Origin of the sequence: Streptomyces sp. NBC_00536, from assembly GCF_036346295.1 — a bacterium.
Lineage (GTDB): Bacteria > Actinomycetota > Actinomycetes > Streptomycetales > Streptomycetaceae > Streptomyces.
Map to the genome: position 1 here is coordinate 7,081,337 of NZ_CP107819.1, position 25,328 is coordinate 7,106,664.

At 72.7% G+C, this 25,328-nt stretch carries 22 protein-coding genes and 2 pseudogenes; 15 read left to right on the forward strand and 9 right to left on the reverse strand.

Translation table 11 applies throughout. From position 1 onward, the window contains the following. Positions 1 to 26: 26 nt before the first annotated feature. Both OHS33_RS30280 and OHS33_RS30285 read right to left on the reverse strand, forming a co-directional pair. Positions 27 to 695 carry a maltokinase N-terminal cap-like domain-containing protein gene (locus OHS33_RS30280; RefSeq protein WP_330333585.1) on the reverse strand — a complete coding sequence of 223 codons (669 nt, stop codon included), beginning with the start codon at positions 693 to 695 and terminating at the stop codon, positions 27 to 29. Between the two features lie 92 nt (positions 696 to 787). Next, complete coding sequence (locus OHS33_RS30285) at positions 788 to 1,528, reverse strand: MerR family transcriptional regulator (protein WP_330333586.1); 741 nt, start codon at positions 1,526 to 1,528, stop codon at positions 788 to 790. A gap of 103 nt (positions 1,529 to 1,631) precedes the next feature. Between OHS33_RS30285 and OHS33_RS30290 the strand changes: the two genes are divergently transcribed. Continuing rightward, positions 1,632 to 3,479, forward strand: coding sequence for an AMP-dependent synthetase/ligase (locus OHS33_RS30290; protein WP_330333587.1), 1,848 nt, complete (start codon positions 1,632 to 1,634; stop codon positions 3,477 to 3,479). Between the two features lie 73 nt (positions 3,480 to 3,552). Here the strand turns inward: OHS33_RS30290 and sph are convergent, their stop codons facing one another. Further along, on the reverse strand, positions 3,553 to 4,566 hold the full coding sequence (gene sph / locus OHS33_RS30295) for a sphingomyelin phosphodiesterase (RefSeq protein WP_330333588.1): 1,014 nt from the start codon (positions 4,564 to 4,566) through the stop codon (positions 3,553 to 3,555). 130 nt (positions 4,567 to 4,696) lie between these two features. On the opposite strand from sph, the gene OHS33_RS30300 reads away from it, so the two are divergent. After that, on the forward strand, positions 4,697 to 5,590 hold the full coding sequence (locus OHS33_RS30300) for an oxygenase MpaB family protein (protein WP_330333589.1): 894 nt from the start codon (positions 4,697 to 4,699) through the stop codon (positions 5,588 to 5,590). A 45-nt stretch (positions 5,591 to 5,635) separates the two neighbouring features. Here OHS33_RS30300 and OHS33_RS30305 read toward each other — a convergent pair whose 3' ends face one another. Continuing rightward, positions 5,636 to 7,171: a M1 family metallopeptidase gene (locus OHS33_RS30305; protein WP_330333590.1), complete on the reverse strand. Its 1,536-nt coding sequence runs from the start codon at positions 7,169 to 7,171 to the stop codon at positions 5,636 to 5,638. 274 nt (positions 7,172 to 7,445) lie between these two features. On the opposite strand from OHS33_RS30305, the gene OHS33_RS30310 reads away from it, so the two are divergent. The 5 genes from OHS33_RS30310 (at position 7,446) to OHS33_RS30330 (ending at position 13,711) form a co-directional block, all read left to right on the forward strand. Further along, positions 7,446 to 8,315 carry an SCO6745 family protein gene (locus tag OHS33_RS30310; protein ID WP_330333591.1) on the forward strand — a complete coding sequence of 290 codons (870 nt, stop codon included), beginning with the start codon at positions 7,446 to 7,448 and terminating at the stop codon, positions 8,313 to 8,315. A 115-nt stretch (positions 8,316 to 8,430) separates the two neighbouring features. Continuing rightward, positions 8,431 to 10,947 carry a Tex family protein gene (locus OHS33_RS30315; RefSeq protein WP_330333592.1) on the forward strand — a complete coding sequence of 839 codons (2,517 nt, stop codon included), beginning with the start codon at positions 8,431 to 8,433 and terminating at the stop codon, positions 10,945 to 10,947. Positions 10,948 to 11,254: 307 nt separating this feature from the next. Next, entirely contained in the window at positions 11,255 to 11,686 is a 432-nt protein-coding gene (locus OHS33_RS30320) for a hypothetical protein (RefSeq protein ID WP_330333593.1), read from the forward strand. After that, positions 11,676 to 12,896 (forward strand): MAB_1171c family putative transporter, encoded by a 1,221-nt coding sequence (locus OHS33_RS30325; protein WP_330333594.1) that lies wholly within the window; start codon positions 11,676 to 11,678, stop codon positions 12,894 to 12,896. The genes OHS33_RS30320 and OHS33_RS30325 overlap by 11 nt, the downstream gene beginning before the upstream one ends. Before the next feature lie 2 nt (positions 12,897 to 12,898). Continuing rightward, positions 12,899 to 13,711 carry an SDR family NAD(P)-dependent oxidoreductase gene (locus tag OHS33_RS30330; RefSeq protein ID WP_330333595.1) on the forward strand — a complete coding sequence of 271 codons (813 nt, stop codon included), beginning with the start codon at positions 12,899 to 12,901 and terminating at the stop codon, positions 13,709 to 13,711. 517 nt (positions 13,712 to 14,228) lie between these two features. Here OHS33_RS30330 and OHS33_RS30335 read toward each other — a convergent pair. Then, a complete protein-coding gene (locus OHS33_RS30335; protein WP_330333596.1) occupies positions 14,229 to 15,866 on the reverse strand; it encodes an ABC-F family ATP-binding cassette domain-containing protein in 1,638 nt (545 codons plus the stop codon). A gap of 106 nt (positions 15,867 to 15,972) precedes the next feature. On the opposite strand from OHS33_RS30335, the gene OHS33_RS30340 reads away from it, so the two are divergent. Further along, on the forward strand, positions 15,973 to 16,941 hold the full coding sequence (locus tag OHS33_RS30340; protein ID WP_330333597.1) for a GlxA family transcriptional regulator: 969 nt from the start codon (positions 15,973 to 15,975) through the stop codon (positions 16,939 to 16,941). Between the two features lie 28 nt (positions 16,942 to 16,969). Next, positions 16,970 to 17,605 (forward strand): DJ-1/PfpI family protein, encoded by a 636-nt coding sequence (locus tag OHS33_RS30345; protein WP_330333598.1) that lies wholly within the window; start codon positions 16,970 to 16,972, stop codon positions 17,603 to 17,605. Here OHS33_RS30345 and OHS33_RS30350 read toward each other — a convergent pair. Beyond that, entirely contained in the window at positions 17,595 to 18,383 is a 789-nt protein-coding gene (locus OHS33_RS30350) for an enoyl-CoA hydratase/isomerase family protein (protein ID WP_330333599.1), read from the reverse strand. The genes OHS33_RS30345 and OHS33_RS30350 overlap by 11 nt on opposite strands. Before the next feature lie 84 nt (positions 18,384 to 18,467). Here OHS33_RS30350 and OHS33_RS30355 point away from each other — a divergent pair, with 84 nt between their 5' ends. Further along, the gene (locus OHS33_RS30355; protein WP_330333600.1) at positions 18,468 to 19,163 is read left to right on the forward strand and encodes an HdeD family acid-resistance protein; all 696 of its coding nucleotides are present in this window, start codon (positions 18,468 to 18,470) and stop codon (positions 19,161 to 19,163) included. Between the two features lie 94 nt (positions 19,164 to 19,257). Continuing rightward, complete coding sequence (locus tag OHS33_RS30360) at positions 19,258 to 19,797, forward strand: ATP-binding protein (protein ID WP_330333601.1); 540 nt, start codon at positions 19,258 to 19,260, stop codon at positions 19,795 to 19,797. Positions 19,798 to 19,832: 35 nt separating this feature from the next. On the opposite strand, the gene idi is transcribed toward OHS33_RS30360, so the two are convergent. From idi to OHS33_RS30370, 3 genes and pseudogenes are all read right to left on the reverse strand, one after another. Next, a complete protein-coding gene (gene idi / locus OHS33_RS30365) occupies positions 19,833 to 20,432 on the reverse strand; it encodes an isopentenyl-diphosphate Delta-isomerase (protein ID WP_330333602.1) in 600 nt (199 codons plus the stop codon). A gap of 143 nt (positions 20,433 to 20,575) precedes the next feature. Further along, positions 20,576 to 20,662 (reverse strand): annotated as a pseudogene (locus tag OHS33_RS39875) (GNAT family N-acetyltransferase); the annotation flags it as partial. Beyond that, a pseudogene (locus OHS33_RS30370) lies at positions 20,657 to 20,737 on the reverse strand (GNAT family N-acetyltransferase); the annotation flags it as partial. The pseudogenes OHS33_RS39875 and OHS33_RS30370, both read right to left, overlap by 6 nt. 210 nt (positions 20,738 to 20,947) lie before the next feature. Between OHS33_RS30370 and OHS33_RS30380 the strand changes: the two are divergent. The 4 genes from OHS33_RS30380 to OHS33_RS30395 are packed head-to-tail and all read left to right on the forward strand — an operon-like array spanning position 20,948 to position 25,296. After that, positions 20,948 to 22,741 carry a DUF5941 domain-containing protein gene (locus OHS33_RS30380; RefSeq protein WP_443065478.1) on the forward strand — a complete coding sequence of 598 codons (1,794 nt, stop codon included), beginning with the start codon at positions 20,948 to 20,950 and terminating at the stop codon, positions 22,739 to 22,741. After that, on the forward strand, positions 22,738 to 23,490 hold the full coding sequence (locus OHS33_RS30385; RefSeq protein WP_330333605.1) for a phosphocholine cytidylyltransferase family protein: 753 nt from the start codon (positions 22,738 to 22,740) through the stop codon (positions 23,488 to 23,490). The genes OHS33_RS30380 and OHS33_RS30385 overlap by 4 nt, the downstream gene beginning before the upstream one ends. Then, entirely contained in the window at positions 23,478 to 24,539 is a 1,062-nt protein-coding gene (locus tag OHS33_RS30390) for an iron-containing alcohol dehydrogenase family protein (RefSeq protein WP_330333606.1), read from the forward strand. Before OHS33_RS30385 ends, OHS33_RS30390 begins: the two co-directional genes overlap by 13 nt. Further along, complete coding sequence (locus tag OHS33_RS30395) at positions 24,517 to 25,296, forward strand: CDP-alcohol phosphatidyltransferase family protein (RefSeq protein ID WP_330333607.1); 780 nt, start codon at positions 24,517 to 24,519, stop codon at positions 25,294 to 25,296. Before OHS33_RS30390 ends, OHS33_RS30395 begins: the two co-directional genes overlap by 23 nt. Positions 25,297 to 25,328 lie beyond the last annotated feature (32 nt).

Here is a 25,328-nt window from a genome sequence, read left to right on the forward strand (position 1 = left end):
ACGGACCGACGTTCACCGACCGACGCTCACGCGCCGGCGTCGGCGTCGCGTGCCGGGGGCCCGAAGGACAACGAGGCGAACACCCCCCGGTGCGTGGCGCCGTCCGGCGTCATCCACTGCGCGAGCACCCCGGACGGGGCGTCGGCGGCCTCGGCCGGCGTGCGCGTCAGCCCGAGCCGGGCCCCGCCCGGAAGCAGGATCTCCGTACCCCGCGCGTCCTCGGTGACCTCCGGCAGCTCCGTCGCGGGGACCCCCGCGACCTGCGGGCCCTCGTACCGCACGGCGACGCCGGGCTCGGGCGTGTCGCTCGCGCTCTGGTGCTGCGGCTTCGCGTCGCCCCGGAACAGCGCGAGCAGCCGGTCGACGAAGACCGGGTCGTGCGCGGCGTCGTAGACCCAGCGGCGCCCCAGCACCCCGTGCTCCGACGTGCCGATCAGGCCCGCCGCGGCGCCTTCGAGCGGCGCCCCGCGATAGGTGACCGGCACGTGGTAGGCCACCTGCCGCCCGCCCGAGGTGTCGGTGACCACCATGAACTCGATGCCCACCTCGCCCTCCGGGTCGTCGAGCCGGAAACCGCCCGCCTTGACCGGCACGGGAGCCTGCCCCGTCGCGACGTACCAGGGCCGCCCGGGCAGCCAGGCGGCGAGAAGATCCAGTTTCCCGGGGTTCATGGTGGTGTCGTAAATGATCGCCATGGCCGCGAACCTACCCCGCCCCGCGCCCGGTTCGCCTCCCGCGTCCGCATCGCGAGCCGCGCGCCCCGTGCCGGTCCCGCGCTGGTCCCGAGCTAGTCCCGCGGGTCCTCGGCGACGAAGGCCGCCCGCAGTTCCTCCTTGAGAGACCGCTGAAACGCCGTCACCAGGGCCTGGACCACCATGGGTTGCATGTGCGCGGACAGCGATTTCATCGCCTCCACCCGCTCCGGGTCGCTCTCGCCCTCCGTGAACGGCCCCCACACCTCGTCCCGGAACAGGGCGGTCAGCTCGTGCGCCGCCGTCCGCGCGTGCTCCAGCAGCACGCCGCGCGCCGCCAGGATCGTCTCGTGCGCGATCGGTACGTCGAGCAGCGCGACCCCGAGCCGCAACAGCCCCACGTCCACCCGGAAGGCGCCCCCGTCCGGGGTCGGCGCCAGGACGTTCATGGCGGTCAGCCGCCGGACGTCGGAATCCGACAGGGCCCGTCCCGCCCGCTTCTCCAGCTCCTCCCGCGAGGACTCCAGCGCCGCGTCCGGAGCCCAGGTGGCCACCAGCGCCCGGTGGATCGCCAGATCGTGCGCGCTCAGGTCGTCGGGCAGTGCGTCGAGGTAGCGCTCGATCGCCGACAGGGTCATCCCCTGGTGCTGCAACTCCTCGATCAGGGCCAGCCGGGAGAGGTGTTCCGGCCCGTAGTGGCCGACCCGCCGGGGTCCGATCACGGGAGGGGGCAAAAGGCCGCGTGTGCTGTAGAAACGTACGGTGCGGACGGTCACGCCCGCCCTGGACGCCAGTTCGTCGACGGTGAGCGTGGGCTCGGGCGCCTGGGTGGTCATGGTCTCCGCCTCGCTCTCTGATCAGCACGTGTCGAATTCGGCACCGTTCGTGTTCAACAGTATTGCTGTCGCACCAACGATGTGAAACGGCCAGGAGCTGCCCATGACCACGAAACTGCGACTGCCCGCACGACCCGACGAGCTCACCCTGCCCGCCCTGCTCGCCCGCAACGCCACCGACCACGCCGGCCTCCCCGCCCTCTCCTGGCGTGAGGGGCCCGGCTGGACCACCCTCAGCTGGTCCGAGGCGCGCCGCCGGGTGGGCGTCCTCGCCGCCGGATACGCGGCCCTCGGCGTCGAGCGCGGCGACCACGTCCTGATGATGATGGGCAACCGTCCCGAGCACTGGCTCAGCGATCTCGCCCTCGTCCACCTCGGCGCCGTCCCCGTCACCGTCTACGGGACCTCCGCGCCCGAGCAGATAGCCCACATCGCCCGGCACAGCCGGGCCCGCGTCGCCGTCGTCGAGGGGGCCCGTGAACTCGCCCGCTGGGAACCCCTGCTGGCCGATCCGGACGTCCCTCTGGAGCGCCTCGTGGTGGCCGAGGCCGCCGAAGCGGGCGCGCACGCCACGTACGGCTCCCTGTACGCGAGCGGCGCCCGGACCTTCCGCGCCGAGGCCTTCGAGAAGGGCTGGCGCGAGCTGCGGCCCGAGGACCCGCTGACCGTCGTCTACACCTCCGGGACCACCGGCGACCCCAAGGGCGTCCGGCTCACCCACCGCAACCTCATGCTCCAGTCCGTCCGCCTGGACCACCGGCACGCCGAGCTGCCCGAGCACGCCGAGCACATCTGCTACCTGCCCTTCGCGCACATCGCCGAGCGGGTCCTCGGGATCTACCTGCCGCTGCTGCGCGCCGCCCACGTGCGGCTGTGCGCCGATCCCGTCGCCGTCGCGGCCACCGTCCGCGAGCTGCACCCGGTGCAGTTCTTCGGGGTGCCCCGGGTCTGGGAGAAGCTCGCCGCGTCCGTACGGGCCGTGCTCGCCCGGCTGCCCGAAGAGCGGCGGGCCGCCATCGAGGCGGCCAACGACACCGCGCGGACCCGCGCCGGGCACCGGGAGCGCGGCGAGGAGGTCCCGCCCGCCGTCGAGGCGGCGTACGCCCTGGCCAAGGAGCGGGTGCTGGACCCGCTGCTGGTCCTCGCCGGACTCGACCGGCTCGTCTGGGCCACCAGTGCCACCGCGCCCATGCCGCTGGACGTGGTCCGGTTCTGGGCGGGCTGGGGCATCACGATCATGGACGCCTGGGGGCTCACCGAGACCTCCGGCGTGTGCACCCTCAACAGCGCCGAAGGCTTCCGGCTCGGCTCGGTCGGCCGCCCCATCGAGGGCCTGGAACTGAAGCTCGCCGAGGACGGCGAGATCCTCACCCGGGGCGCCACCGTCTTCGGCGGCTACCTGCGGCCCGACGGGACGGTGGAGAGCGCGGGCGACGCCGAGGGCTGGTTCCCGACAGGCGACATCGGCCGGATGGACGAGGACGGGTTCCTCTGGCTCACCGACCGCAAGAAGGAACTCATCATCACCTCGAACGGCAAGAACGTCTCGCCCGCCCTGGTGGAGAACACCGTCAAGGAGCACCCGCTGATCGGCCAGGCCCTGGTGCACGGCGACGGCCGCTCCTACCTGGTCGCCCTGCTGGTCCTGGACGCGGAACTGGCCCCCGCCTGGGCGGCCGCGCACGGCATCGAGGAGGCCGGCCCCGAGGGCCTCGCCGCGCACCCGGCCGTCCTCGCCGAGATCGCCCGCGCCGTCGGGGCCGCCAACGCCCGGCTCAACCGCACGGAGCAGATCAAGCGTTACCGGCTGCTCACCGAGGAGTGGGGCCCCGGATCCGGGGAGCTGACCCCCACGCTGAAACTGCGCCGCCGGGTCGTCCGGGAGAAGTACGGCGCCCTGATCGACGGGCTGTACGAAGAGCCGTACGAGCCGTACGAGCCGCAGGCCTGAGCGGGCGCCGGGCCTGAACGGGCGGCGGGCCCGGGTCCGTTGGGACACGGGCCCGCCGGGCGGGGCGAGCGCCCTACGAACCGATCAGCGGGTAGTGGTCGGAGAGGTTGGTGTAGGTGTAGGAGGTGCCCCAGCTGGAGACGGTCCAGGGCGCGGACTGCTCCTTGACCACGTTGTTGTTCCAGTTCGCCGGGCGGGCGTTGCCCTTGCGGTACAGGACGTAGTCGAGGTCCTCGCGCGGGTCGGTCGGGTAGCGGTAGTTCGCTATAGAGTTGGTGGCCGTGTCGAAGGAGTACGGGTGGCCCGTGCGCGAGTCGGCGCCGGCCAGGTCCGCGTCCGCGAGCATGGAGGCGTACTCCGGGCTGCGGGAGTCGACGTTCATGTCGCCCGTGACGATGACCTGTTCGTCCGCCGGGATGTTCTTGGCGTCCAGGAAGGCGTCGATGTTCTTGAACTGGCGGCTGCGCATCTGGGCCGCCTCGCCCGCCTTGCACCCGGAGTCGGTGGACTGCGCGTGGGTGCCCACCACGTGCACCTTGGTGCCGTTCACGTTCAGGACGACGTACGCGAAGCCCTTGTTGGACCACCAGTCCGCGCCGCACGCGTCCTTGTAGATGTACTGCTCCTTGCGCAGCACCGGCCACTTGCTGAGGACCGTGACGCCGCCGTCCTCCGGGGTGGTGGAGGAGTAGGCGCCGCTGGTGGCGTCCCAGCCGTCCTTGCTACGGCCGACCACCGGGGTCTGGTAGGGGTACTGCGCGGCCGCGTTGGCCTTCAGCGCGTCCGAGGCGGTGTTGTCGAAGGTCTCCTGGAGGACGACCACGTCGTGCCCCTGGAAGAAGGAGGCCTTCGGGATCTCCCGGGACCGGATGTCCTGGCCCCAGTTGGGGTAGAGGTTGGTGCTCATCAGGAACGTGTTGTAGGTCAGGACGTTGAGCCGGGGGGCCGAGGCGGCGCCGGACTCCGCGGCCGAGGCGGCCGGGACCGCGGTGACGGTGAGCGCGGCGGCCGCGAGCGCGCCGACGGCCGCGAAGGCGGCCTTGGGACGACGGGTGCGACGGGTGCGGCGGTTCGTGCTGGGCAGCATGAGGACTCCATCGTTCCTGCGGGGGGAAGATCGGCTGCGCCATCACATCATCTGCAGTTACCTCTGGGTAACACCCAGGACAAGACTTTCCGACGGGGGAAGGGACTTCTCGCGCTCGCATACTTGTGCCATGAGCCCCACGCGAACCAAGAGCACCGGAAGCCACCTGGACACCAGTGGTCACGTCGCTCCGCCGCCGCCCGGCGGGGTGCTGTGGACCATCGCCGGAGACGTCCGCGCGCTGCTCATGCTGCCGCCCGCCTTCACCATGCAGGTGGCCCACCCGGCGATCGGCGCGGGCGTCGACCAGTACTCCGTCTTCCGCAGCGACCCCTGGGGACGCGGCGAACGCTCGATCCGCTCCGTGCAACTGTGGGTGTACGGCGGCGCGCAGGCCGCCGAGGAGGGGCGCCGGGTGCGCCGGCTGCACAAGAACATCCAGGGCACCGACACCCGCGGGCGGCGCTACCACGCCCTCGACCCCGCCTGCTACTCCTGGGTGCACGCCTCCGGATTCCCGGTCTACCTCCACGCGGCCCGCTACCTCTTCCGCGCCTTCACCCCCGCCCAGGAGCGGGCCCTGTACACCGAGTGGCTCCAGGTCGGCCGGATCCTCGGCATCCACGACCGGGACATGCCGCAGACGGTCGAGGAGTACTGGCCGCACTACCACCGGATGCTGGCCGAGGAGATCGAATCCACCCCGGTGGCCCGCGAACTGATCGCCACCGATGTGCCGCTGCCCCGGCCCACCGGCGGGCCGCTGCCGGTGCGGATCCTCACCCGGCTCGCCTGGCCGCTGCTGCGCACCCTGTTCCTGCGCTTCCGGGCCTTCGCCACGGTCGGCTACATGCCGCCGGAGGCGCGGGCCGCCATCGGGCTGGAGTGGAGCCCGGCCCAGGAGCGCAGGCTGCGCCGCTTCAGCGCCGTCGTGCGCGTCGTCGTACCGCTGCTGCCCGAGCGGCTGCGGTACCTGCCGGTGGCGCGGGAGGCCCGGGCGCGGTGGCGCGCCGCCGCCCGCTGAGGGGCGACGGCGCGCGGACGGTCGTACCCGGCCGTCCGGATGGGCTCAGTGGCCGTGGCCGTGGCCCTGCTCGGCCTCGTGGATGCTGTTCGTCGCGGCGATCTTCTTCCACGACTTCGGCTCCGCCTTCGGGGCCGCGGCGGGCGCCGGGGCCGCGAGCGAGCGACCCGTCGCCTTCGCCTGCGGGGCCGAGAAGGCGGGCTTGCCCGGGGTGTACAGCCAGGTCTCGAAGAGGTCGGCCAGCGGCTTGCCGGAGACCCGCTCGGCGTAGCGGACGAAGTCGTTCACCTTGGCGTTGCCGTAGGCGCGCTCGGTCGGCCAGCCCTTGAGGATCTTGAAGAAGGTCTCGTCGCCGACCTCGTTGCGCAGTGCCTGGACGGCGATCGCACCGCGGTCGTAGACGGCCGCGTCGAACTGCTTGTCCGCGCCCGGGTCACCCGGCTTGACCTGCCAGAACGGGTCCTCGGCGGGCCGGTTCGCATACGTCCAGTCGGCCAGCTCCTGGGCGGTGCCCTCGCCCTCCTTCTCCGACCACAGCCACTGGCTGTAGCGGGCGAAGCCCTCGTTGAGCCAGATGTCCTTCCAGCCGTCGACCGAGACGCTGTCGCCGTACCACTGGTGGGCCAGCTCGTGCACGACGACCTGGACGTTGGCCCCGTTCGCGAACTGGCGCGGGCTGTAGAAGGGGCGGGTCTGGGTCTCCAGCGCGAAGCCGGTCGGCACGTTCGGTACGTAGCCGCCCAGCGCGTTGAAGGGGTACGGACCGAAGACCCCCTCCAGCCACTCGGCGACCTCGGTGGTGCGCTCGACGCTCGCCCGCGCCGAGCCCGCGTTGTCGCCCAGGTCCACGCTGTAGGCGTTCAGGACCGGCAGCCCGCTCGCGGTCTTGTCGGTGGTGATGTCGAACTTGCCGATGGCGAGGGTGGCCAGGTAGGTGGCCTGCGGCTTGTTGGAGCGCCAGTTGTAGCGGGTCCAGCCCAGCTTCGAACTCTGCGACTGGAGCACGCCGTTGCTGATGGCCTGGGTGCCGTCCGGAACGTTGACGGAGATGTCGAAGGTCGCCTTGTCCAGCGGGTGGTCGTTGCTCGGGAACCACCAGACGGCCGAGTCGGGCTCCTGGGCCGCGATCCCGCCGTCCGGGGTGCGCTGCCAGGCGGACCAGCCGTCCACCTTGAACTCCGAGGGCTTGCCCGCGTACTTGACGACCACCGTGGCCTGCTTGTTCTTCTGCAGCGCGGTCGCGGGGGTCACCTCCAGCTCCTGGGTGCCGGACTTGGCGAACTTCGCCTTGACCCCGTTGACCCGGATCTCGCTCACCTGGAGGCCGAAGTCCAGGTTGAAGCGGGAGAGGTCCTGCTTGGCGGTGGTCAGCAGGGTGGCCGTGCCCTCCAGCAGGTCGGTCTTGGGCTGGTACTGGAGTCTCAAGTCGTAGTGCAAGACGTCGTATCCACCGTTGCCGCTGGCCGGGTAGTAGGGGTCGCCGATACCCGGGGCGCCCGGACCGGCGCTCGCCGCCGACGCCGGGATCACCAGCAGCAGGGAAGCGGCGAGCACGCTCGGGGCGATGACTTTGCGTCGCACGAAGGACTCCAAGGGGGTTGGGGAGGCAGATGCGTTCGACCGTATTCACCCCTGCGCCCCACGTCATGTCCATGGCCCCTGCTGTCACACGATCGCCATTCGGACGTCACACCACGGCATGCGGACGGCCCCTGGCCAGGTGGGGCGGGGCGGGAGGTGCGCGGAAGAACGGCTGGATCTGGTGCTGTGGCCGGGAGGCGGCCCCTCGTCGACCCTGTTGTACGTACCAGGGCGACCCTGTTGTACATACCAATCAGTCGGTAGGGTGCTGGGCATGACGCTCTCCACGCTGCCGCCCCTCGCCGCCCGCCGCTGTTGGCACGCTGCCATCAATCCGCTGCACGCCACCATCTACTTCTCGCCGGATCTGGCGAAGGAACTCGCCCTTCTCGGCATCGAGGGCCCGGCCGCCGCCCTGAGCACGCGCAGCGCCGCCCTGGGCGCCGTCGGCCCCGGCGCGGTCGCCGCCACCTTCTACAACTACAGCCACGCCCACCTCGCCCAGTACCTGCCCGCCGTCTGGCAGAAGGCAGACCCCGAGCAGATCCTCGCCGCCCGGCTCCGGGCCGTCGACGCGACCCTCACCCGGCTGCTCGGCGCCGAGACCTTGGCCTCCCCGGAGCTGGCCGAGGCCGCCGACCTCGCGATGCGCGCCACCGAGGCCTGCACCCGGCACGGCCGCGCGCTCTACTCCGCGCACGCCGACCTGCCCGTCCCCGAGGCCCCGCACCTGCGCCTGTGGCACGCCACCACCCTGCTGCGCGAACACCGCGGCGACGGCCACCTCGCCGCCCTCCTCATCGCCGGCCTCGACCCCGTCGAGGCCCTGGTCAGCCACACCGCCACCGGGCGCGGCATGACCTCGAAGTGGCTCCGGGCCACCCGGGGCTGGAGCACGGCCGACCTGACCGCCGCCGCCGACCGGCTGCGCGGGCGCGGACTGCTCGACGCCGAGAACGAACTGACCGAGGCCGGTACGGCGCTGCGCGAGCGGCTGGAGGCCGACACCGACCGGCTCGACGCGGCCCCGTACGAGCACCTCGGCGCGGCCGGCGTGGCCCGCCTGCACGAGCTGGGCGGCGGGTTCGTCGGCAAGGTGATCGCGGCCGGCGCCTTCCCCGCCGACCTCACCGGCAAGGGCTGACCTCCGCCTGGTGCCCGGCCCGCCGGACCGATCGGCAGGGTTCCCGGCCTCCGATACCGCCACCTGCCACAATTGGCAGCTTCCAGTGCAGTGCAGACGAAGGCGGGACCGGAACGTGACGACGTCCATCGAAGGCAGGATCGCCGAGGAACTCGGCGTACGGGAGCGGCAGGTCAAGGCCGCCGTCGAGCTGCTCGACGGCGGCTCCACCGTGCCGTTCATCGCGCGCTACCGCAAGGAAGCGACCGAGCTGCTCGACGACGCCCAGCTGCGCACCCTTGAGGAGCGGCTGCGGTACCTGCGCGAACTGGAGGACCGCCGCGCCGCGATCCTGGAGTCCGTACGGGAGCAGGGCAAGCTCGACGACGCGCTGACGGCCATGATCAACGCGGCCGACACCAAGGCCCGGCTGGAGGACATCTACCTGCCCTTCAAGCCCAAGCGCCGCACCAAGGCGCAGATCGCCCGCGAGGCGGGCCTCGCGCCGCTCGCCGAAGGCCTGCTCGCCGACCCTTCGGTGGAACCGGCCGCCGCGGCGGCCGCGTTCGTCGACGCCGACAAGGGCGTCGTCGACCCGGCCGCCGCCCTCGAAGGCGCCCGCGCGATCCTCACCGAGCGGTTCGCCGAGGACGCCGACCTGATCGGCGAGCTGCGCGAGCGGATGTGGACCCGGGGCCGGATGGCCGCGAAGGTCCGCGAGGGCAAGGAGGAGGCGGGCGCCAAGTTCGCCGACTACTTCGACTTCGCCGAGCCGCTCACCGTGCTGCCCTCGCACCGCGTCCTGGCCATGCTGCGCGGCGAGAAGGAGGACGTGCTCGACCTCACCCTGGAGCCGGAGGAGCCCAGCGAGACCCCCGGCCCCTCCACCTACGAGGGCATGGTCGCCCGCCGCTTCGGGGTCGCCGATCGCGGCCGCCCCGGGGACAAGTGGCTCGCCGACACCGTCCGCTGGGCCTGGCGCACGAAGATCCAGGTGCACCTGGGCCTCGACCTGCGCACCCGGCTGCGCCAGGCCGCCGAGGACGAGGCGGTCCGCGTCTTCGCCTCCAACCTGCGCGACCTGCTGCTCGCCGCGCCCGCGGGCACCCGCGCCACCCTGGGCCTGGACCCGGGCTTCCGCACCGGCGTGAAGGTCGCCGTCGTGGACGCCACCGGCAAGGTGGTGGCCACCGACGTGATCTACCCGCACGTGCCCGCCAACAAGTGGGACGAGTCCCTCGCCAAGCTCGCCCGGCTCGCCAAGGACCACGCGGTCGACCTCGTCGCCATCGGCAACGGAACCGCCTCGCGCGAGACCGACAAGCTCGCCGCGGACCTCATCACCCGCCACCCCGAGCTGAACCTCACCAAGGTGATGGTCTCGGAGGCGGGCGCCTCCGTGTACTCGGCCTCCGCCTTCGCCTCGCAGGAACTCCCGGACATGGACGTGTCGTTGCGCGGCGCCGTCTCCATCGCCCGCCGCCTGCAGGACCCGCTCGCCGAACTCGTCAAGATCGACCCGAAGTCGATCGGCGTCGGCCAGTACCAGCACGACCTGTCCGAGGTGAAGCTCTCGCGCTCGCTGGACGCGGTCGTCGAGGACTGCGTGAACGGCGTCGGCGTGGACGTCAACACCGCCTCCGCGCCGCTGCTTTCGCGGGTCTCGGGCATCAGCGGCGGCCTCGCCGAGAACATCGTCGCCCACCGCGACGCCAACGGCCCCTTCCGCAGCCGCAAGGCGCTCAAGAACGTGGCCCGGCTCGGCCCCAAGGCGTACGAGCAGTGCGCCGGCTTCCTGCGGATCCGCGACGGGGAGGACCCGCTGGACTCCTCCAGCGTCCACCCCGAGGCCTACCCGGTGGTCCGGGCCATGGGCAAGACGGCGGGCGGCGAGGTCGCCGCGCTGATCGGGAACACCGCCGTACTGCGCTCCCTGCGCCCGGAGAACTTCGTCACGGAGGCCTTCGGCCTGCCGACCGTCTCGGACATTCTGCGGGAGCTGGAGAAGCCGGGCCGCGACCCGCGGCCCGCCTTCAAGACGGCCACCTTCAAGGAGGGCGTGGAGAAGATCGGCGACCTGGCCCCCGGGATGATCCTGGAGGGCGTGGTCACCAATGTGGCGGCCTTCGGCGCGTTCATCGACATCGGCGTCCACCAGGACGGCCTGGCGCACGTCTCGGCGCTGTCGAAGACCTTCGTCAAGGACCCGCGCGACGTGGTCAAGCCCGGCGACATCGTCCGGGTGAAGGTCATGGACGTGGACATCCCGCGCAAGCGGATCTCGCTGACGCTGCGGCTGGAGGACGAGGCGGAGGCGGACCGCGCGGCGGGCGCCCCGCGGCCCCGCCAGGAGCGCGGCGAACGCGGCTCCGGCGGGCGTCCGCCGCAGCAGCGCGGCGGCGGCCAGGGCGGCCGGGGCACGGGCGGCGGCAACGGCGGTACCGCCGGGAACGGCGGCAACGCGGCCAAGGGCGGGAACGGCGGCAACGGCGGCAGGGACTCCCGCGGCGCGTCCGGCGCCCGGGGCGGTTCCGGCGGCTCCGGCGGTGGCCAGGGCGCGGGCAAGGGCGCTCCGGCACCCGCCAACAGCGCGATGGCCGACGCCCTGCGCCGGGCCGGTCTGACCGGCCCCGAGGAGCGCCGTAAGCGCTGACACCGTGCGGCCCCCCGGCGGCGTCGGGGGCTGATCCGCAGGTCGGAGGCCCGGGCAGGCAGAAGTGGCCGAATAACTTCGCTGCCCGGGGGCGCGCCTTGCCAACTCCCGCACCCGATCTGTAGGCATGTGGGAACGCCCGTTCGTCATTCGGCGCGCGGGCTTCCCTGACCCCCCTCAGGACGTCATGCCCACATCAGCCCCTGCCTATCGACGCTGCCCGGGAAAGGGTCCGAAGAGGGAGCACATGCCATACCGGCAACTCAGCCTGCGCAAGCGCTGCGAGACGATTCTCGGACGTTTGGACTTGCCGCATCCGTTTTCCCTCGACGCCCTGTGCGGGCGGATCGCCGAGCAGCGGGGCCGGCCCATCCGGCTGCACCCGCTCCCCAAGGAAGCCGCCGAATCCGGTGTGTGCGGCCTGTGGGTGGGCACCACGAGCGTCGACTACGTCTTCTACGAGGCCCAGACCTCCCCGCTGCACCGTGAACACATCGTCCTGCACGAGCTGGGCCACATCCTCTTCGGCCACAACTCGCTGGACGGCGAGGAGAGCGGCGCCGGCGCCCCGGTCATCCTCGGCCGCACCAACTACACCACCCGCCAGGAGCAGGAGGCCGAGATGCTGGCCAGCCTGATCCGTACGAGCGCGGGGCTGCCCCCGGTCGACGAGGCCGCCGGGACCCTGGCACGCCTGGAGTCCGCCATGGGGTACCGGCGGGTGCAGCATGGCGGCTGACCCGATCGCCGCCTTCGGGGACTCCCTGGCCGTGCCCAGCGTGGTGTGCCTGTGGCTCGCGGTGCTGCTGCGCTCCCCGGCCGCCGTCCGCTCCCCGCAGCAGCGCGGACTGCTGCTCGCCGTCGCCACGGCCGCCGCCGCGATGACCCTGAACCTGCCCGATGTGGTCACGTACGCGATGCGCGACCCCGTGTACTCGCACACCGTCGGACTCGTCCGCAACCTCATCGGGGTCTTCTCGGCGGGCGCCGTCCTCTACTTCGTCGCCGCGGCCACCAGCGAGGGCCGCAGGCTGCGCGAGACCGCCGCCGTCACCACCGTGTGCCTGCTGACCGCGCTGGTCCTGCTCGACCTGTCCGCCCCGGGCCACGGCACCCACACCATCCCGCCGCACGGCGACCCGGTGCCCTCCCTCGGCTACTGGCTCGTGCTCATCTCCGCGCACCTCGCCGCCAACACCGCCTGCGTGTACGTCTGCTGGCGCTACAGCCTGCGCACCGAGAGCCGCGGGCTGGCCGCCGGACTGCGGCTGTTCGGCCTCGGCACCGCGCTCGCCGGGGCGTTCTGGTTCATCTACCTGCTGAAGCTGCTCTTCGGCGCCACCGCCGCCATGCCCTGGCTGGCCGTGCTGATGAACCTGCACGGGCTGCTGCGCGCCGCCGCGCTGCTCGTCCCGGTGCTGTTCGGACTGCGCCGGACCGGCGCGGACATCGCCACCGCCTGGCGGCTGTGGCCGCTGTGGCGCGACCTGGTCGAGGCGGTGCCGCACGTGGCGCTGACGAAGCCACGCGCCGGGCGGGTGGTGGAGCTGCTGTGGCCGCCGGTCCCGCGCGACCTGCTGGTCTACCGCAAGGTCATCGAGACCCGCGACGCGATCCTGATCCTGAACGAGTACGTCGCCCCGGGCGTCCCGGAGCTGGCCCGCAGCCACGTCACGGACGCCGGGGTGCCCGCCCCGCGGCACGGCGCGGCCGCGCTGGCCTGCGTACTCAAGGAAGCCCGGCAGGCCAAGCTCGACGGGCTGGCCGGGCGGCCGCAGGACGGTGCCGAACCGCTGTACGTCCCCTCCTCGGTCCACGGCCCCACGGGCACCGTCGAGGGCAGCGACCTGGAGGACGAGAAGAGCTTCCTCGTCGAGGTCGCCCAGGCCTACGGATCCGCCGCGACGCGGACCTTCACCCCCGAACTCCCCGAACCCGCCGGAAAGTGAAAGTGACCCCGAACGTGAGCCACCCGAACGTGAGCCGCCGCACCACCGTTCTGATCACCGGCGCCAGCGCCGGACTCGGCGCCGCCTTCGCCCGCGGCTTCGCAGCCAAGGGCTGCGACCTGGTCCTCGTCGCCCGAGACAAGGACCGCCTCGGCGCCCTCGCGCAGGAGCTGGCCCGGGACTTCGGCGCGGCCGCCGAGGTGCTGCCCGCCGACCTGCTGGACGCCACGCAGTGCGCCGCCGTCGAGGAGCGGCTCGCCGACCCCGCCCGGCCCGTGGACATCCTGGTCAACAACGCGGGCTTCGGGCTCCCGGCGCCCTTCCCGTACAGCCCGGTCGAGGACGAGGAGCGGATGCTCGACCTGCTGGTCAAGGTGCCGCTGCGGCTGACCCACGCGCTGGTCCCGGGGCTGCGGGAGCGGCGGCGCGGGGCCGTGCTGAACGTGTCCTCGGTCGCCGGGCTGCTGCCCACCGGCACCTACGGCGCGGCCAAGGCCTGGATCACCGCCTTCAGCGAATCGCTGCGGGTGGACCTGGCGCCGTATGGGGTCCGGGTGCTGGCGGTGGTGCCGGGCTTCACCCGGACCGAGTTCCAGGAACGGGCGGGCATGGACGTCAGCAAGCTCTCCGGCGCGGTCTGGCTGGAGCCGGAGGCCGTGGTGGCCCAGGCCCTGCGCGACCTGGCCCGGCGCCGCCCGCTGAGCATCACCGGGCGCCACTACAAGGCCTACGCCGTGGCCGTCCGGCACCTCCCGCGCACCCTGGTGGCCGGCCGCCTGGCCCGCAAGCGAACGGCCCCGGCGGACCCGCGCTGATTCCGCCCGCCCCGCCCCGCCCGTGACCCGGGGCAGAGCCCCGGCCTCCCGAGGACGCCTCAGGTCCCTGCAGGGCTGATGTCGTCGCCGCTGGCACCTCAATCGCCGGTGGGGCTGGGATGCCTCCGGCGGCGCCTCAAACGCCGGCGAGGCTGAATTTCGCGGGGCGGGGGTTTTCGGCGCGGCGCCTTGGGCGGCGGCGAAGCCGGGGTTTGCGGCCCGCGCCCTGATGGGCGGTCGGCGTTCAAGGCACGGGGCGCCAGATCCAGCCCCGCCGGCGTTTGAGGCGCCGCCGGAGGCGACCCCTGCCTGCCGGGGTCCCTCCCAGCGGTGGCTTGGGAGGGTGAGGCGGCCGCCGGGCCAGGGGTGAGGCTGGAGGTTCGCGGCGCTGGGCGCCAAATCCAGCCCCGCCGGCGTTTGAGGCGCCGCCGGAGGCGAACATCGGCCCGCCGGGCAGCTACCAGCGGTGGCCGGGGAGGGCGAGGTGGCTGCCAGGCCGGGGGCGGGGCGGGCCCGGCTATTCCTCCGTGACCCGGCCGGAGGCCACGCGGAGGTGGCGGGTCACCTGGACCGCCTCCAGCATCCGCCGGTCGTGCGTGACCAGCAGCAGCGTGCCCTCGTACGCCTCCAGCGCGGACTCCAGCTGCTCGATCGCCGGGAGGTCGAGGTGGTTGGTCGGCTCGTCCAGCACCAGCAGGTTCACCCCGCGGCCCTGGAGCAGGGCCAGCGCGGCCCGGGTCCGCTCGCCCGGCGACAGCGTGCCCGCCGGACGCAGCACGTGGGCCGCCTTCAGGCCGAACTTCGCGAGCAGGGTGCGGACTTCCGCGGGCTCGGTGTCGGGCACCGCCGCGCAGAAGGCCTCCAGCAGCGGCTCGTCACCGAGGAACAGCCCGCGCGCCTGGTCCACTTCGCCCACCAGCACGCCCGAACCGAGCGTCGCCGAACCGGAGTCCGGCGCGAGCCGCCCGAGCAGCACCGCGAGCAGCGTGGACTTTCCGGCGCCGTTGGCCCCGGTGATCGCCACCCGGTCCGCCCAGTCCAGCTGGAGGCTGGCCGGGCCGAAGGTGAACTCCCCGCGCTTCACGGTCGCTTCGCGCAGGGTCGCGACCACCGAGCCGGAGCGCGGGGCCGCCGCGATCTCCATGCGCAGCTCCCACTCCTTGCGCGGCTCGTCGACCACTTCGAGGCGCTCGATCGCGCGCTGCGTCTGGCGCGCCTTCGAGGCCTGCTTCTCGCTGGCCTCGCTGCGGAACTTCTTGCCGATCTTGTCGTTGTCGGTGGCCTTGCGCCGGGCGTTCTTGACGCCCTTGTCCATCCAGCCGCGCTGCATCTGCGCGCGCCCTTCGAGGGCCGAGCGCTTGTCGGCGTACTCGTCGAACTCCTCGCGGGCGTGCGTCCGGGCCCGCTCGCGCTCCTCCAGGTAGGCGTCGTACCCGCCGCCGTAGAGGTTGACCTCCTGCTGCGCCAGGTCGAGTTCGAGGACCTTGGTGACCGTCCGGGCCAGGAACTCGCGGTCGTGGCTGATCACCACCGTGCCCGCGCGCAGCCCCTTCACGAAGGCCTCCAGCCGCTCCAGCCCCTCCAGGTCGAGGTCGTTGGTCGGCTCGTCGAGCAGGAAGACGTCGTAGCGCGACAGCAGCAGCGAGGCGAGGCCCGCACGGGCGGCCTGGCCGCCGGAGAGCGCGGTCATCGGCAGGTCGAGGCCGACGGCGAGGCCGAGGTCGTCGGCGACCTCCTGGGCCCGCTCGTCCAGGTCCGCCCCGCCGAGGTCCAGCCAGCGGTCCAGGGCGCTCGCGTACGCGTCGTCCGCGCCCGCGACCCCGTCCACCAGGCCCTGCGTGGCCGCGTCCAGCTCCGCCTGCGCGGCGGCCACCCCGGTCCGGCGGGCCAGGAACTCCCTGATCGACTCGCCCGGGCGGCGGTCCGGCTCCTGCGGCAGGTGGCCGACGCTGGCGGTGGGCGGGGAGAGCCGCAGCTCACCGGTCTCCGGCGTGTCCAGACCGGCCAGCAGGCGCAGCAGCGTCGACTTCCCGGCGCCGTTGACGCCGACGAGACCGATGACGTCACCGGGGGCGACGACCAGGTCGAGACCGGTGAAGAGCGAGCGCGCGCCGTGCCCGGCGGCGAGTTCCTTGGCGACGAGGGTTGCAGTCATGATCCGCCGATCCTATCGGCCGCCCCAGGCCCGCCCGAATCTCGATGGCAGGAAAGGTGGGGAGCCCGGCATTGCGGACGCCGACGGGGCGCAAGACGATGGATCCATGCCCCCCGAAGCCCGCCGTGACGTGCTGGTCCTCCTCTACGACGGCGTCCAGAGCCTGGACGTCACCGGTCCCGTGGAGGTCTTCGCCGGAGTGGGCCGCTTCCCCGGCCGGAGCGGCTACCGCATCCGCACGGTCTCCCCGGGCGGCGCGCCCGTGCGGACCGGCAGCGGGCTGACCCTGGTCCCGGACGGCCCCCTGGAGGGCGCCGCGCCGGGCCCGGACACCACCGTGCTGGTGCCGGGCGGCCAGTACCGGGGGGACTTCGAGCCCCGGCTCACCGACTGGCTGCGCGCGCACGGGACCCGCCCGGGCCGGCTCGTGGCCGTCTGTACGGGCGCGCTGCTGCTCGCCGAGGCGGGGCTGCTGGACGGCCGCCGTGCCACCTGCCACTGGAACGCCTGCGAGCAGATGGCCCGGGACTACCCCGAGGTGCGGGTGGAGCCCGAGCCGATCTACGTCCGGGACGGGTACGTGGCCACCTCGGCCGGAGTGACCGCGGGCATCGACCTCGCGCTGGCCCTGGTGGAGGAGGACCACGGCCGGGCCCTGGCCCTGGAGATCGCCCGCCATCTGGTGGTCTACCTGCGCAGACCGGGCAACCAGGCCCAGTTCAGCGCACTGCTCGCGGCCCAGAGCGCCCAGCGCGAACCGCTGCGCGAGGTCCAGCACTGGATCACCGGGCACCCCGGCGCGGACCTGACCGTCGAGGCCCTCGCCGCCCGCGCCCGGCTCTCGCCGCGGCACTTCGCCCGCGCCTTCCACGCGGAGACCGGGACGACCCCCGGCCGCTACGTGGAGCGCGTACGGGTCGAGCACGCCCGGCGGCTGCTGGAGGACACCTCCGAAGGCGTCGCCCAGATCGCCCGGGCCTGCGGCTACGGCACCCCGGAGGCGCTGCGGCGCGCCTTCGTCAAGACCCTGGGCCAGCCGCCCGCCGAATACCGGCGCCGCTTCGGCGCCCACTGACCACCGTTCACGGAAGGACACACACCACATGCAGATCGCCATCCTGCTCTTCGACCGCTTCACCGCCCTCGACGCGATCGGCCCCTTCGACACCCTCGGCCGGCTGCCCGGCGCCGAGACCGTCTTCGTCGCGGAGCGCCCCGGGCCCGTCCGCAACGACTCCGGCCAGCTCACGCTCATCGCCGACCGCTCCTTCGCCGAGGTGACCGCCCCGGACATCCTGCTGGTGCCCGGCGGTCCGGGGCAGAGCGACCAGATGGAGAACGAGGTCCTGCTCGACTGGCTGCGCGCCGTCGACGCCACCACCCGGTGGACCACCTCGGTGTGCACCGGCTCGCTGCTGCTGGCCGCCGCCGGACTGCTCCGGGGCCGCCGCGCCACCAGTCACTGGCTGGCCCTGGACCAGCTCCCGGCGTACGGGGTCGAGCCCACCGGAGAGCGGGTCGTCACGGACGGGAAGTACGTGACGGCGGCCGGGGTGTCCTCCGGCATCGACATGGGCCTGACCCTGCTCGGCCGGATCGGCGGGGACCGGCTGGCCCAGTCCATCCAGCTGCTGACCGAGTACGACCCGCAGCCGCCCTACGACGCGGGCTCACCGGAGAAGGCGCCCGCCGACGTCGTGGCGGAGTGGCGGGAGAAGAGCCGCTTCATCATGAAGTAGCCGCACCTGATCCGGCGGTCCCGTCCACCGTCCAGGTGAAGGCGGGCGTGCGGCGCTCCAGGAAGGCGGCGACCCCCTCGGCGGTGTCGCCGCTGCCGCGCGCCTGCTCCGTCCAGTACGCGTCCCGGTCCGTCCGCCCGTTCGCGAACTCCTTCGCCGCGGCCTGGGTGAGCTGCGAGCGCCCGGCCAGGATCCGGGTGAACTCCGCGACCCGCTTGTCCAGTTGACCGACGGGCAGCAGCTCGTCCAGCAGCCCGGTCCGCAGCGCCCGCTCCGCGTCGATCAACTCGCCGGAGAACAAGAGGTACTTGGCGGTCGCGGGGCCCACCAGGGCGGCCAGCCGCCGGGTCGAGGAGGCCGGGTAGACGATGCCGAGCTTGGCCGGGGTCACCCCGAAGGACGCGCCCTCCTCGGCGAACCGCAGATCGCAGGCGGCGGCCAGCTGGCTGCCACCGCCCACGCAGAACCCGCGGATCGCGGCCAGGGTCGGCTTCGGGAAGGCGGCGAGCGCTTCCTCGGCCCGCACGGCCAGGCTCTGCGGATCGTCCCCGGACCCCGCCGTCGACTCCCGCAGCGAGGAGATGTCCGCCCCGGCGCAGAAGGTGGCCCCGGCCCCGGTCAGCACCAGCGCCCGTACCGCGGGATCGGCCGCGAGGCCCGTCAGCAGTTCCGGGACCGCGCGCCACATGTCGGCGGTCATGGCGTTGCGCTTGGCGGGGTGCGAGATGACGACCGTGGCGACCCCGTCGGCGACGGTGGTCAGTAGCTGCGCGTCCATGCGCCGGATGCTATCCCGGGCCGCCGATCCTATGATCAAGGGAGTCCGGGGGAGCCGGGGGGTGCCCGACGAGGAGGCACGTCCATGGCCGCAGACCGCGCACGCCGCATCGACGAGAACGGACGGGAGAAGCAGGGCAAGGAGAAGCTGAGCCGGGGCTTCGGACTGCTGGCCCTGCTCGGGGTGATCCTCGTCGTGGCCGGGCTGGTCGGCCTCATCTACACCGGGGTCGCGACGCTGACCTCGATGTTCCTCTTCGGCTGGCTGCTGCTGGTCGGCGGCCTGGTCGGTCTGCTCCAGGCGGTGCAGGCCCGCAAGAGCAATTACTTCTGGCTCGCCGTCATCGTCGCCGCGATCAACCTCGCCGCCGGTTTCGTGATCCTGCGCCGCCCCGAGGCGAGCGCCGAGGCGCTCACCATGTTCGCCGCGCTGCTCTTCCTGACCGGCGGGGTGTTCCGGCTGGCGGGCGCCCTGGTGGTGCGCGGCGCGAACTTCGTCCTGACCCTGGTCCAGGGTGCCTTCGGGGTGCTGCTCGGCATGCTGGTGCTGTGGAGCTGGCCGGGCAGCAGTCAGTACGTGATCGGAACCTTCTTCTCGCTCGCCCTGCTGTTCGACGGGCTGAGTCTGGTGGCGCTCGGCATGGGCGCGCGCCGGATCCTGGGTCTGGTCAGGGACGACGAGCCGGCGGCGGCGCGGGCGGCGGACCCGGGAGCGGCGGCCACTGCACGGGAGGCGGCCGATAAGCATGCCGCGGGGGATCAGGAACAGTCGCACAACTGACGCCGTCATACGTCGCCGGTCAAAAAGTGTCCGAATCACGCTGACTTATGGTCAGTGGTCCGGTCCGGACCAGCCCGGTCCCCACTCTTGACGCGTGGAGACGATCGAGCGTGAAGACGGGGGCCGGAAGATGGACGTCAGCGGGAGTGTCCCGCCAGCCGGGGGGAGCGCGCCGGACGACCCGGCCGGTCCCCTCGCCTACGAAGGTGTGTGGCGGTTCACCGCGCCCTCGCTGGAAGAATCCGTTCCGCAGGCGCGCCGGGCGGTCCGTGACCTGCTCGGGCGGCAGGGCGTACCGGCCGATCAGGACCTGGTCTACTCGCTGCTGCTGATCGTCTCCGAGCTGGTCACCAACTCGGTGCGGCACGCGGCCCTGCTCTCGCCGGAGGTGGCGGTGGAGGTCGCGATCGGCCGCGCCTGGGTGCGGGTGGCGGTCGAGGACAACCACCCCTACCGGCCCAAGGCGCTGGAGGCGGATTTCGGCCAGACGGGCGGCCGCGGCCTGCTGCTGGTGCGGGAGATCACCCGGGAGGCGGGCGGGGTCTGCGACGTCGAGCACACCTCGACCGGCGGCAAGGTCATCTGGGCGGCCCTGCCGCTCACCGCCACGGGCCCGCTCACCGCCGCGGGCTGAGCGGCGACGGTGAGCGGGGCGGCGTACGGCCGGGACTACCAGCCCGCGGCTTCGCCGGTCAGCTCGCGGATCGCCGGACGCGCCGCGTCCAGCACGGTCATGAACCAGGCCGAGAACGGCACCTCGGCGTGGCGCTTGACCAGCTCGTCGGCGGTGACGAAGGCGGTGTCACCGACCTCTTCCGGGTCCGGGCGCAGCCGCGCCTGCGCGAGTCCCACGAACAGGTGGTTGTACTCCTGCTCGACCAGCCCCGACGCGGGGTCCGGGTGGTTGTAGCGCACGGTTCCCGCCTCCGCGAGCAGCGAGGGCGAGACGCCCAGCTCCTCGTGGGTGCGCCGGGCGGCCGCGGCGAACGGGGACTCCCCGGGGTAGGGGTGCCCGCAGCACGTGTTCGACCAGACGCCGGGGGAGTGGTACTTGCCCAGTGCCCGCTGCTGGAGCAGCAGCCGGCCCTGCCCGTCGAAGAGGAACACGGAAAAGGCCCGGTGCAGCAGGCCGGGCGCCTGATGTGCGGAGAGCTTCTCAGCGGTGCCGATGGTATGACCGGACTCGTCGACCAGTTCGAGCATGATCGGTTCTTGAGTGCCGGTGCCCGTGGACGCGCTGTTCGCGGCGGTGGCTGGTGTGGTCGGCATACCCATCCTTCGCTTCGGACTTCGGCGTTCAGTCTGCCGCACAAATGCGGCTTGTCCCCACTTCGGTGATCTGCGCCGGGCCGCCCCCCGGCACGTGGTATGCGGCGGGGCGGCCCGGTGCGGGGCCGGACCGGCCGGACGCCTCAGGTGCCGGAGGGAGCCGGATACGTGATCGTTCCCATAGGTACAGGGACGGAATCGTCCAGCACTAGAGCCGTCATGGCGTCGTCGCGCAGCGCGTCGACGAGGTCCGCCTCCAAGGGGGTCCCGAAGGCCGCCAGGTTGACGGCGCGCACGGCGGTCACGTCGGCGGGGGTCTCGGGCCGGGCGGTTTGGCGGGCGTGGCACGATCGTCAATGATGATCCGAACGGGCCCGCGCGCCCGGTAATCATCGGATTGTCGGGCCGTGAACGGGTGGTGAACCCCCGCTTCCGTTCATCCGATAGCCTCTGCCGACGTGCCGCCGCCCCACCTGGCGGCCGTCCCGTGTGTACGTCGCAAGGAGTGAGTTCGTCTGCCGACCGCCATCCTCACCGGCCAGCCGGTCCCCGGCTCAGCGCTCGCGGACGAGCTGAGGTCGCTCGGCTTCGACGTCGAGTCCGCCGCCGCTCCGGGACACACCGCCGCCGCGCTGGCCGCCGTACCCGCCGACCAGCGGGTCGCGATCGTCGACAGTGAATTCGTCGGGCACCTGCACGCCCTGCGCCTGGCCCTGACCGATCCGCGCTTCGACGCCTGCGCGGTGCCGGGCGCGCTCGCCGTCCAGCCCGCCGCCCGCGCCGCGCTCACCCGCGCCGTCGCGGCCGAGGACGGGCGGGGCACGGGCCCCGGCCCCTATGCCGACCGGCTCGCCGCGGCCGTGGAGGCCGTCGGCACCCCCGTCCACCAGCCCGAGCTGGGCAGCCTCGTCGCGGCCGTCCCCGCCCGGGGCGACGAGCGCCGTGCCGCCGAGGCCGCCGTGGCCGCCGTCGACGACGAGGCCGTGCGCCTGCGCACCGCCGTGAAGTCCCGCGACGGGTTCTTCACCACCTTCTTCATCAGCCCCTACTCGCGCTACATCGCGCGCTGGTGCGCGCGCCGCGGACTGACCCCGAACCAGGTCACCACCGCCTCGCTGATCACCGCGCTCATCGCGGCGGGCTGCGCGGCGACCGGCGACCGCTGGGGCTACGTGGCCGCGGGCGTGCTCCTCCTCGTCTCCTTCGTCCTGGACTGCACGGACGGGCAGCTCGCCCGCTACTCGCTCCAGTACTCGACGCTGGGCGCCTGGCTCGACGCCACCTTCGACCGTGCGAAGGAGTACGCCTTCTACGCGGGCCTGGCCCTCGGCGCGGCCCGCCACGGGGACGACGTGTGGGCCCTCGCACTCGGCTCGATGATCCTCATGACCTGCCGGCACGTCGTGGACTTCGCCTTCAACGAGGCCAACCACGACGCCACCGCGAATACGAGCCCCACCGCGGCCCTGTCCGACAAGCTCGACAGCGTCGGCTGGACGGTCTGGGTCCGCCGGATGATCATCCTGCCGATCGGCGAGCGCTGGGCGATGATCGCGGTCCTGACCGCGCTCACCACCCCGCGGGTTGTCTTCTACGCGCTGCTCGTCGGCTGCGCCTTCGGCGCGCTCTACACCACCGCGGGCCGGGTGCTGCGCTCCCTGACCCGCAAGGCGAAGCGGACGGACCGGGCCGCCGAGGCCCTCGCCGACCTCGCCGACTCGGGAGTGCGCGCCTGGAGCGACACCCGCCGGATCGCCGGGCGGAGGCCCACGCGGGCCTCGCTGTGGCTGGCCCTGGGCGCTTCGGTGGTGATGGCCGGAGGGGCCGTCACCCGGGACTTCGGCGATCCCTGGCTGATCACGACCGCCGTGGGCTACGTCCTCTTCGCGGGCGCGGCGGTCTCCTACCCCCTCAAGGGCGCCCTCGACTGGCTGATCCCGCCGCTCTTCCGGTTCGCCGAGTACGTGACCGTCCTCGCGCTCGCCGCCAAGGCGGACGTCCCCGGAGCCCTTCCGGCGGCATTCGGCCTGATCGCGGCGGTCGCCTACCATCACTACGACACGGTGTACCGCATCCGCGGCGGCACCGGCGCGCCCCCGCACTGGCTGGTGCGGACGACGGGCGGCCACGAGGGCCGGGTCCTGCTGACCGTGGTCCTGGCCGCCGTCCTGGCGGAGCGCGCCACGGACTTCCCCGTCGCGCTCACGGCCCTGGCCGTGTTCGTGGCACTCGTGGTGCTCGTGGAGAGCATCCGGTTCTGGGTCTCCTCGGGAGCACCCGCCGTACATGACGAAGGAGAACCAGCATGATCGGCCTTGTCCTCGCGGCCGGTGCCGGACGCCGCCTGCGTCCCTACACCGACACCCTTCCCAAGGCCCTCGTGCCCGTCGGCCCCGAAGGCGACGAGGAGAGCATCACCGTCCTCGACCTGACCCTCGGCAACTTCGCCGAGGTCGGCCTCACCGAGGTCGCCATCGTCGTCGGCTACCGCAAGGAAGCCGTCTACGCGCGCCGCGAGGCCCTGGAAGCCAAGTACGGCGTCAAGATCACGCTGATCGACAACGACAAGGCCGAGGAGTGGAACAACGCCTACTCCCTGTGGTGCGCCCGTGAGGTCCTGAAGCAGGGCGTCATCCTCGCCAACGGCGACACCGTGCACCCGGTCTCCGTGGAGAAGACCCTGCTCGCCGCGCGCGGCCAGGGCCAGAAGATCATCCTCGCCCTCGACACGGTCAAGCAGCTGGCCGACGAGGAGATGAAGGTGATCGTCGACGGTGAGAAGGGCGTCCAGCGGATCACCAAGCTGATGGAGCCCGCCACCGCGACCGGCGAGTACATCGGCGTCACCCTCATCGAGCCGGAGGCCGCCGAGGCGCTGGCCGAGGCGCTGAAGACCACCTTCGAGCGCGACCCCGACCTCTACTACGAGGACGGCTACCAGCAGCTCGTCAACGACGGTTTCACGATCGACGTGGCCCCCATCGGTGACGTCAAGTGGGTCGAGATCGACAACCACGACGACCTCGCCAAGGGCCGGACGATCGCATGCCTGTACTGACGCGGCTCATCCCCTCGCCGGTCGTCGTCGACATCAGCCGGGGCGCCATGGACGACCTGGCCGGCCTCCTGGCCGACCAGCGGATCTCCGCGTCCGGCAAGCTGGCGATCGCGATCAGCGGCGGCTCCGGCGTCGGCCTGCGCGCCAAGCTGGAGCCGGTCCTGCCGCACGCCGACTGGTACCCGGTCGTCGACGGCACCATCGATTCCGCCGTCAAGCTGGCCGACGACATAAAGGGACGCCGCTACGACGCCGTCGTGGGCCTGGGCGGTGGCAAGATCATCGACGTGGCGAAGTACGCCGCGGCGCGGGTCGGCCTGCCCATGGTGGCCGTCGCCACCAACCTCTCGCACGACGGCATCTGCTCTCCCGTCGCCACCCTGGACAACGACAACGGCCGCGGCTCCTACGGAGTCCCCACGCCGATCGCCCTGGTCATCGACCTGGACGTGGTCCGCGACGCCCCGGTGCGGTTCGTCCGCTCCGGGATCGGCGACGCGCTGTCCAACATCTCGGCCATCGCCGACTGGGAGCTGTCGCACCGCCTCACCGGCGAGCCCGTCGACGGCCTGGCCGCGGCCATGGCCCGTACCGCGGGCGAAGCCGTACTGCGCCACCCCGGCACCTGCGGCGACGACGAGTTCCTCACCGTGCTCGCCGAGTCGCTCGTCCTCACCGGCATCGCCATGTCGATCAGCGGGGACTCCCGCCCGGCCTCCGGCGCCTGCCACGAGATCTGCCACGCCTTCGACCTGCTCTATCCCGGACGCTCCGCGCTCCACGGCGAGCAGGTCGGCATCGGCGCGGCCTTCGCGATGCACCTGCGCGGGGCCACCGAGCAGTCCGGCCTCTTCGCCGAGGTGCTGCGCCGCCACGGCCTGCCCGTGCTGCCCGAGGAGATGGGGTTCAGCGTGGACGAGTTCGTCGCCGCCGTGGAGTACGCACCCCAGACCCGCCCGGGACGCTTCACCATCCTGGAGCACCTCAACCTGTCCGCCGCCGAGATCAGGGACGCTTACGCCGACTATGCAGAGACCATCCGTAGCTGAACTCCGGCCCGTCGTGCACCCGGCGGGCGTCAAGGACCGGGTCAGCGGTGAGCACTGGGGCGGGCGCCTCTACATGCGCGAGATCTCCCTGCGCATCACCCGCCTCCTGGTCACCACCAAGGTCACGCCCAACCAGCTGACCTACGTGATGACCCTCTCCGGTGTCCTGGCCCTCCCGGCGCTGCTGCTGCCGGGCGTCTGGGGCGCCGTCCTCGGCGTGGTCATGGTCCAGGGCTACCTGCTGCTCGACTGCGTCGACGGCGAGGTCGCCCGCTGGAAGAAGCAGTTCTCGCTCTCCGGGGTCTACCTGGACCGGGTCGGCGCCTACCTGTGCGACGCCGCCGTCCTCGTCGGCTTCGGCCTGCGCGCCGCCGACCTGTGGGGCGGCGGCCGGATCGACTGGCTGTGGGCCTTCCTCGGCACCCTCGCCGCGCTCGGCGCGATCCTGATCAAGGCCGAGACCGACCTGGTCGGCGTCGCCCGCCACCAGGGCGGCCTGCCGGTGGTCAAGGACGCGGCGGCCACGCCGCGCTCGTCCGGCATGGCGCTGGCCCGCAAGGCCGCCGCCGCGCTGAAGTTCCACCGACTGGTCCTGGGCATCGAGGCGTCGCTGCTGATCCTGGCGCTGGCCGTGGTGGACCAGGTCCGGGGCGACCTGTACTTCTCCCGGCTCGGCGTCGCCGTACTGGCGGGCATCGCGATCCTCCAGACCGTGCTGCACCTGGTGTCGATCCTGGCCTCCAGCAGGCTCAAGTGACCGCGCCGCTGCGGCTGGGCGCCGTGATCATC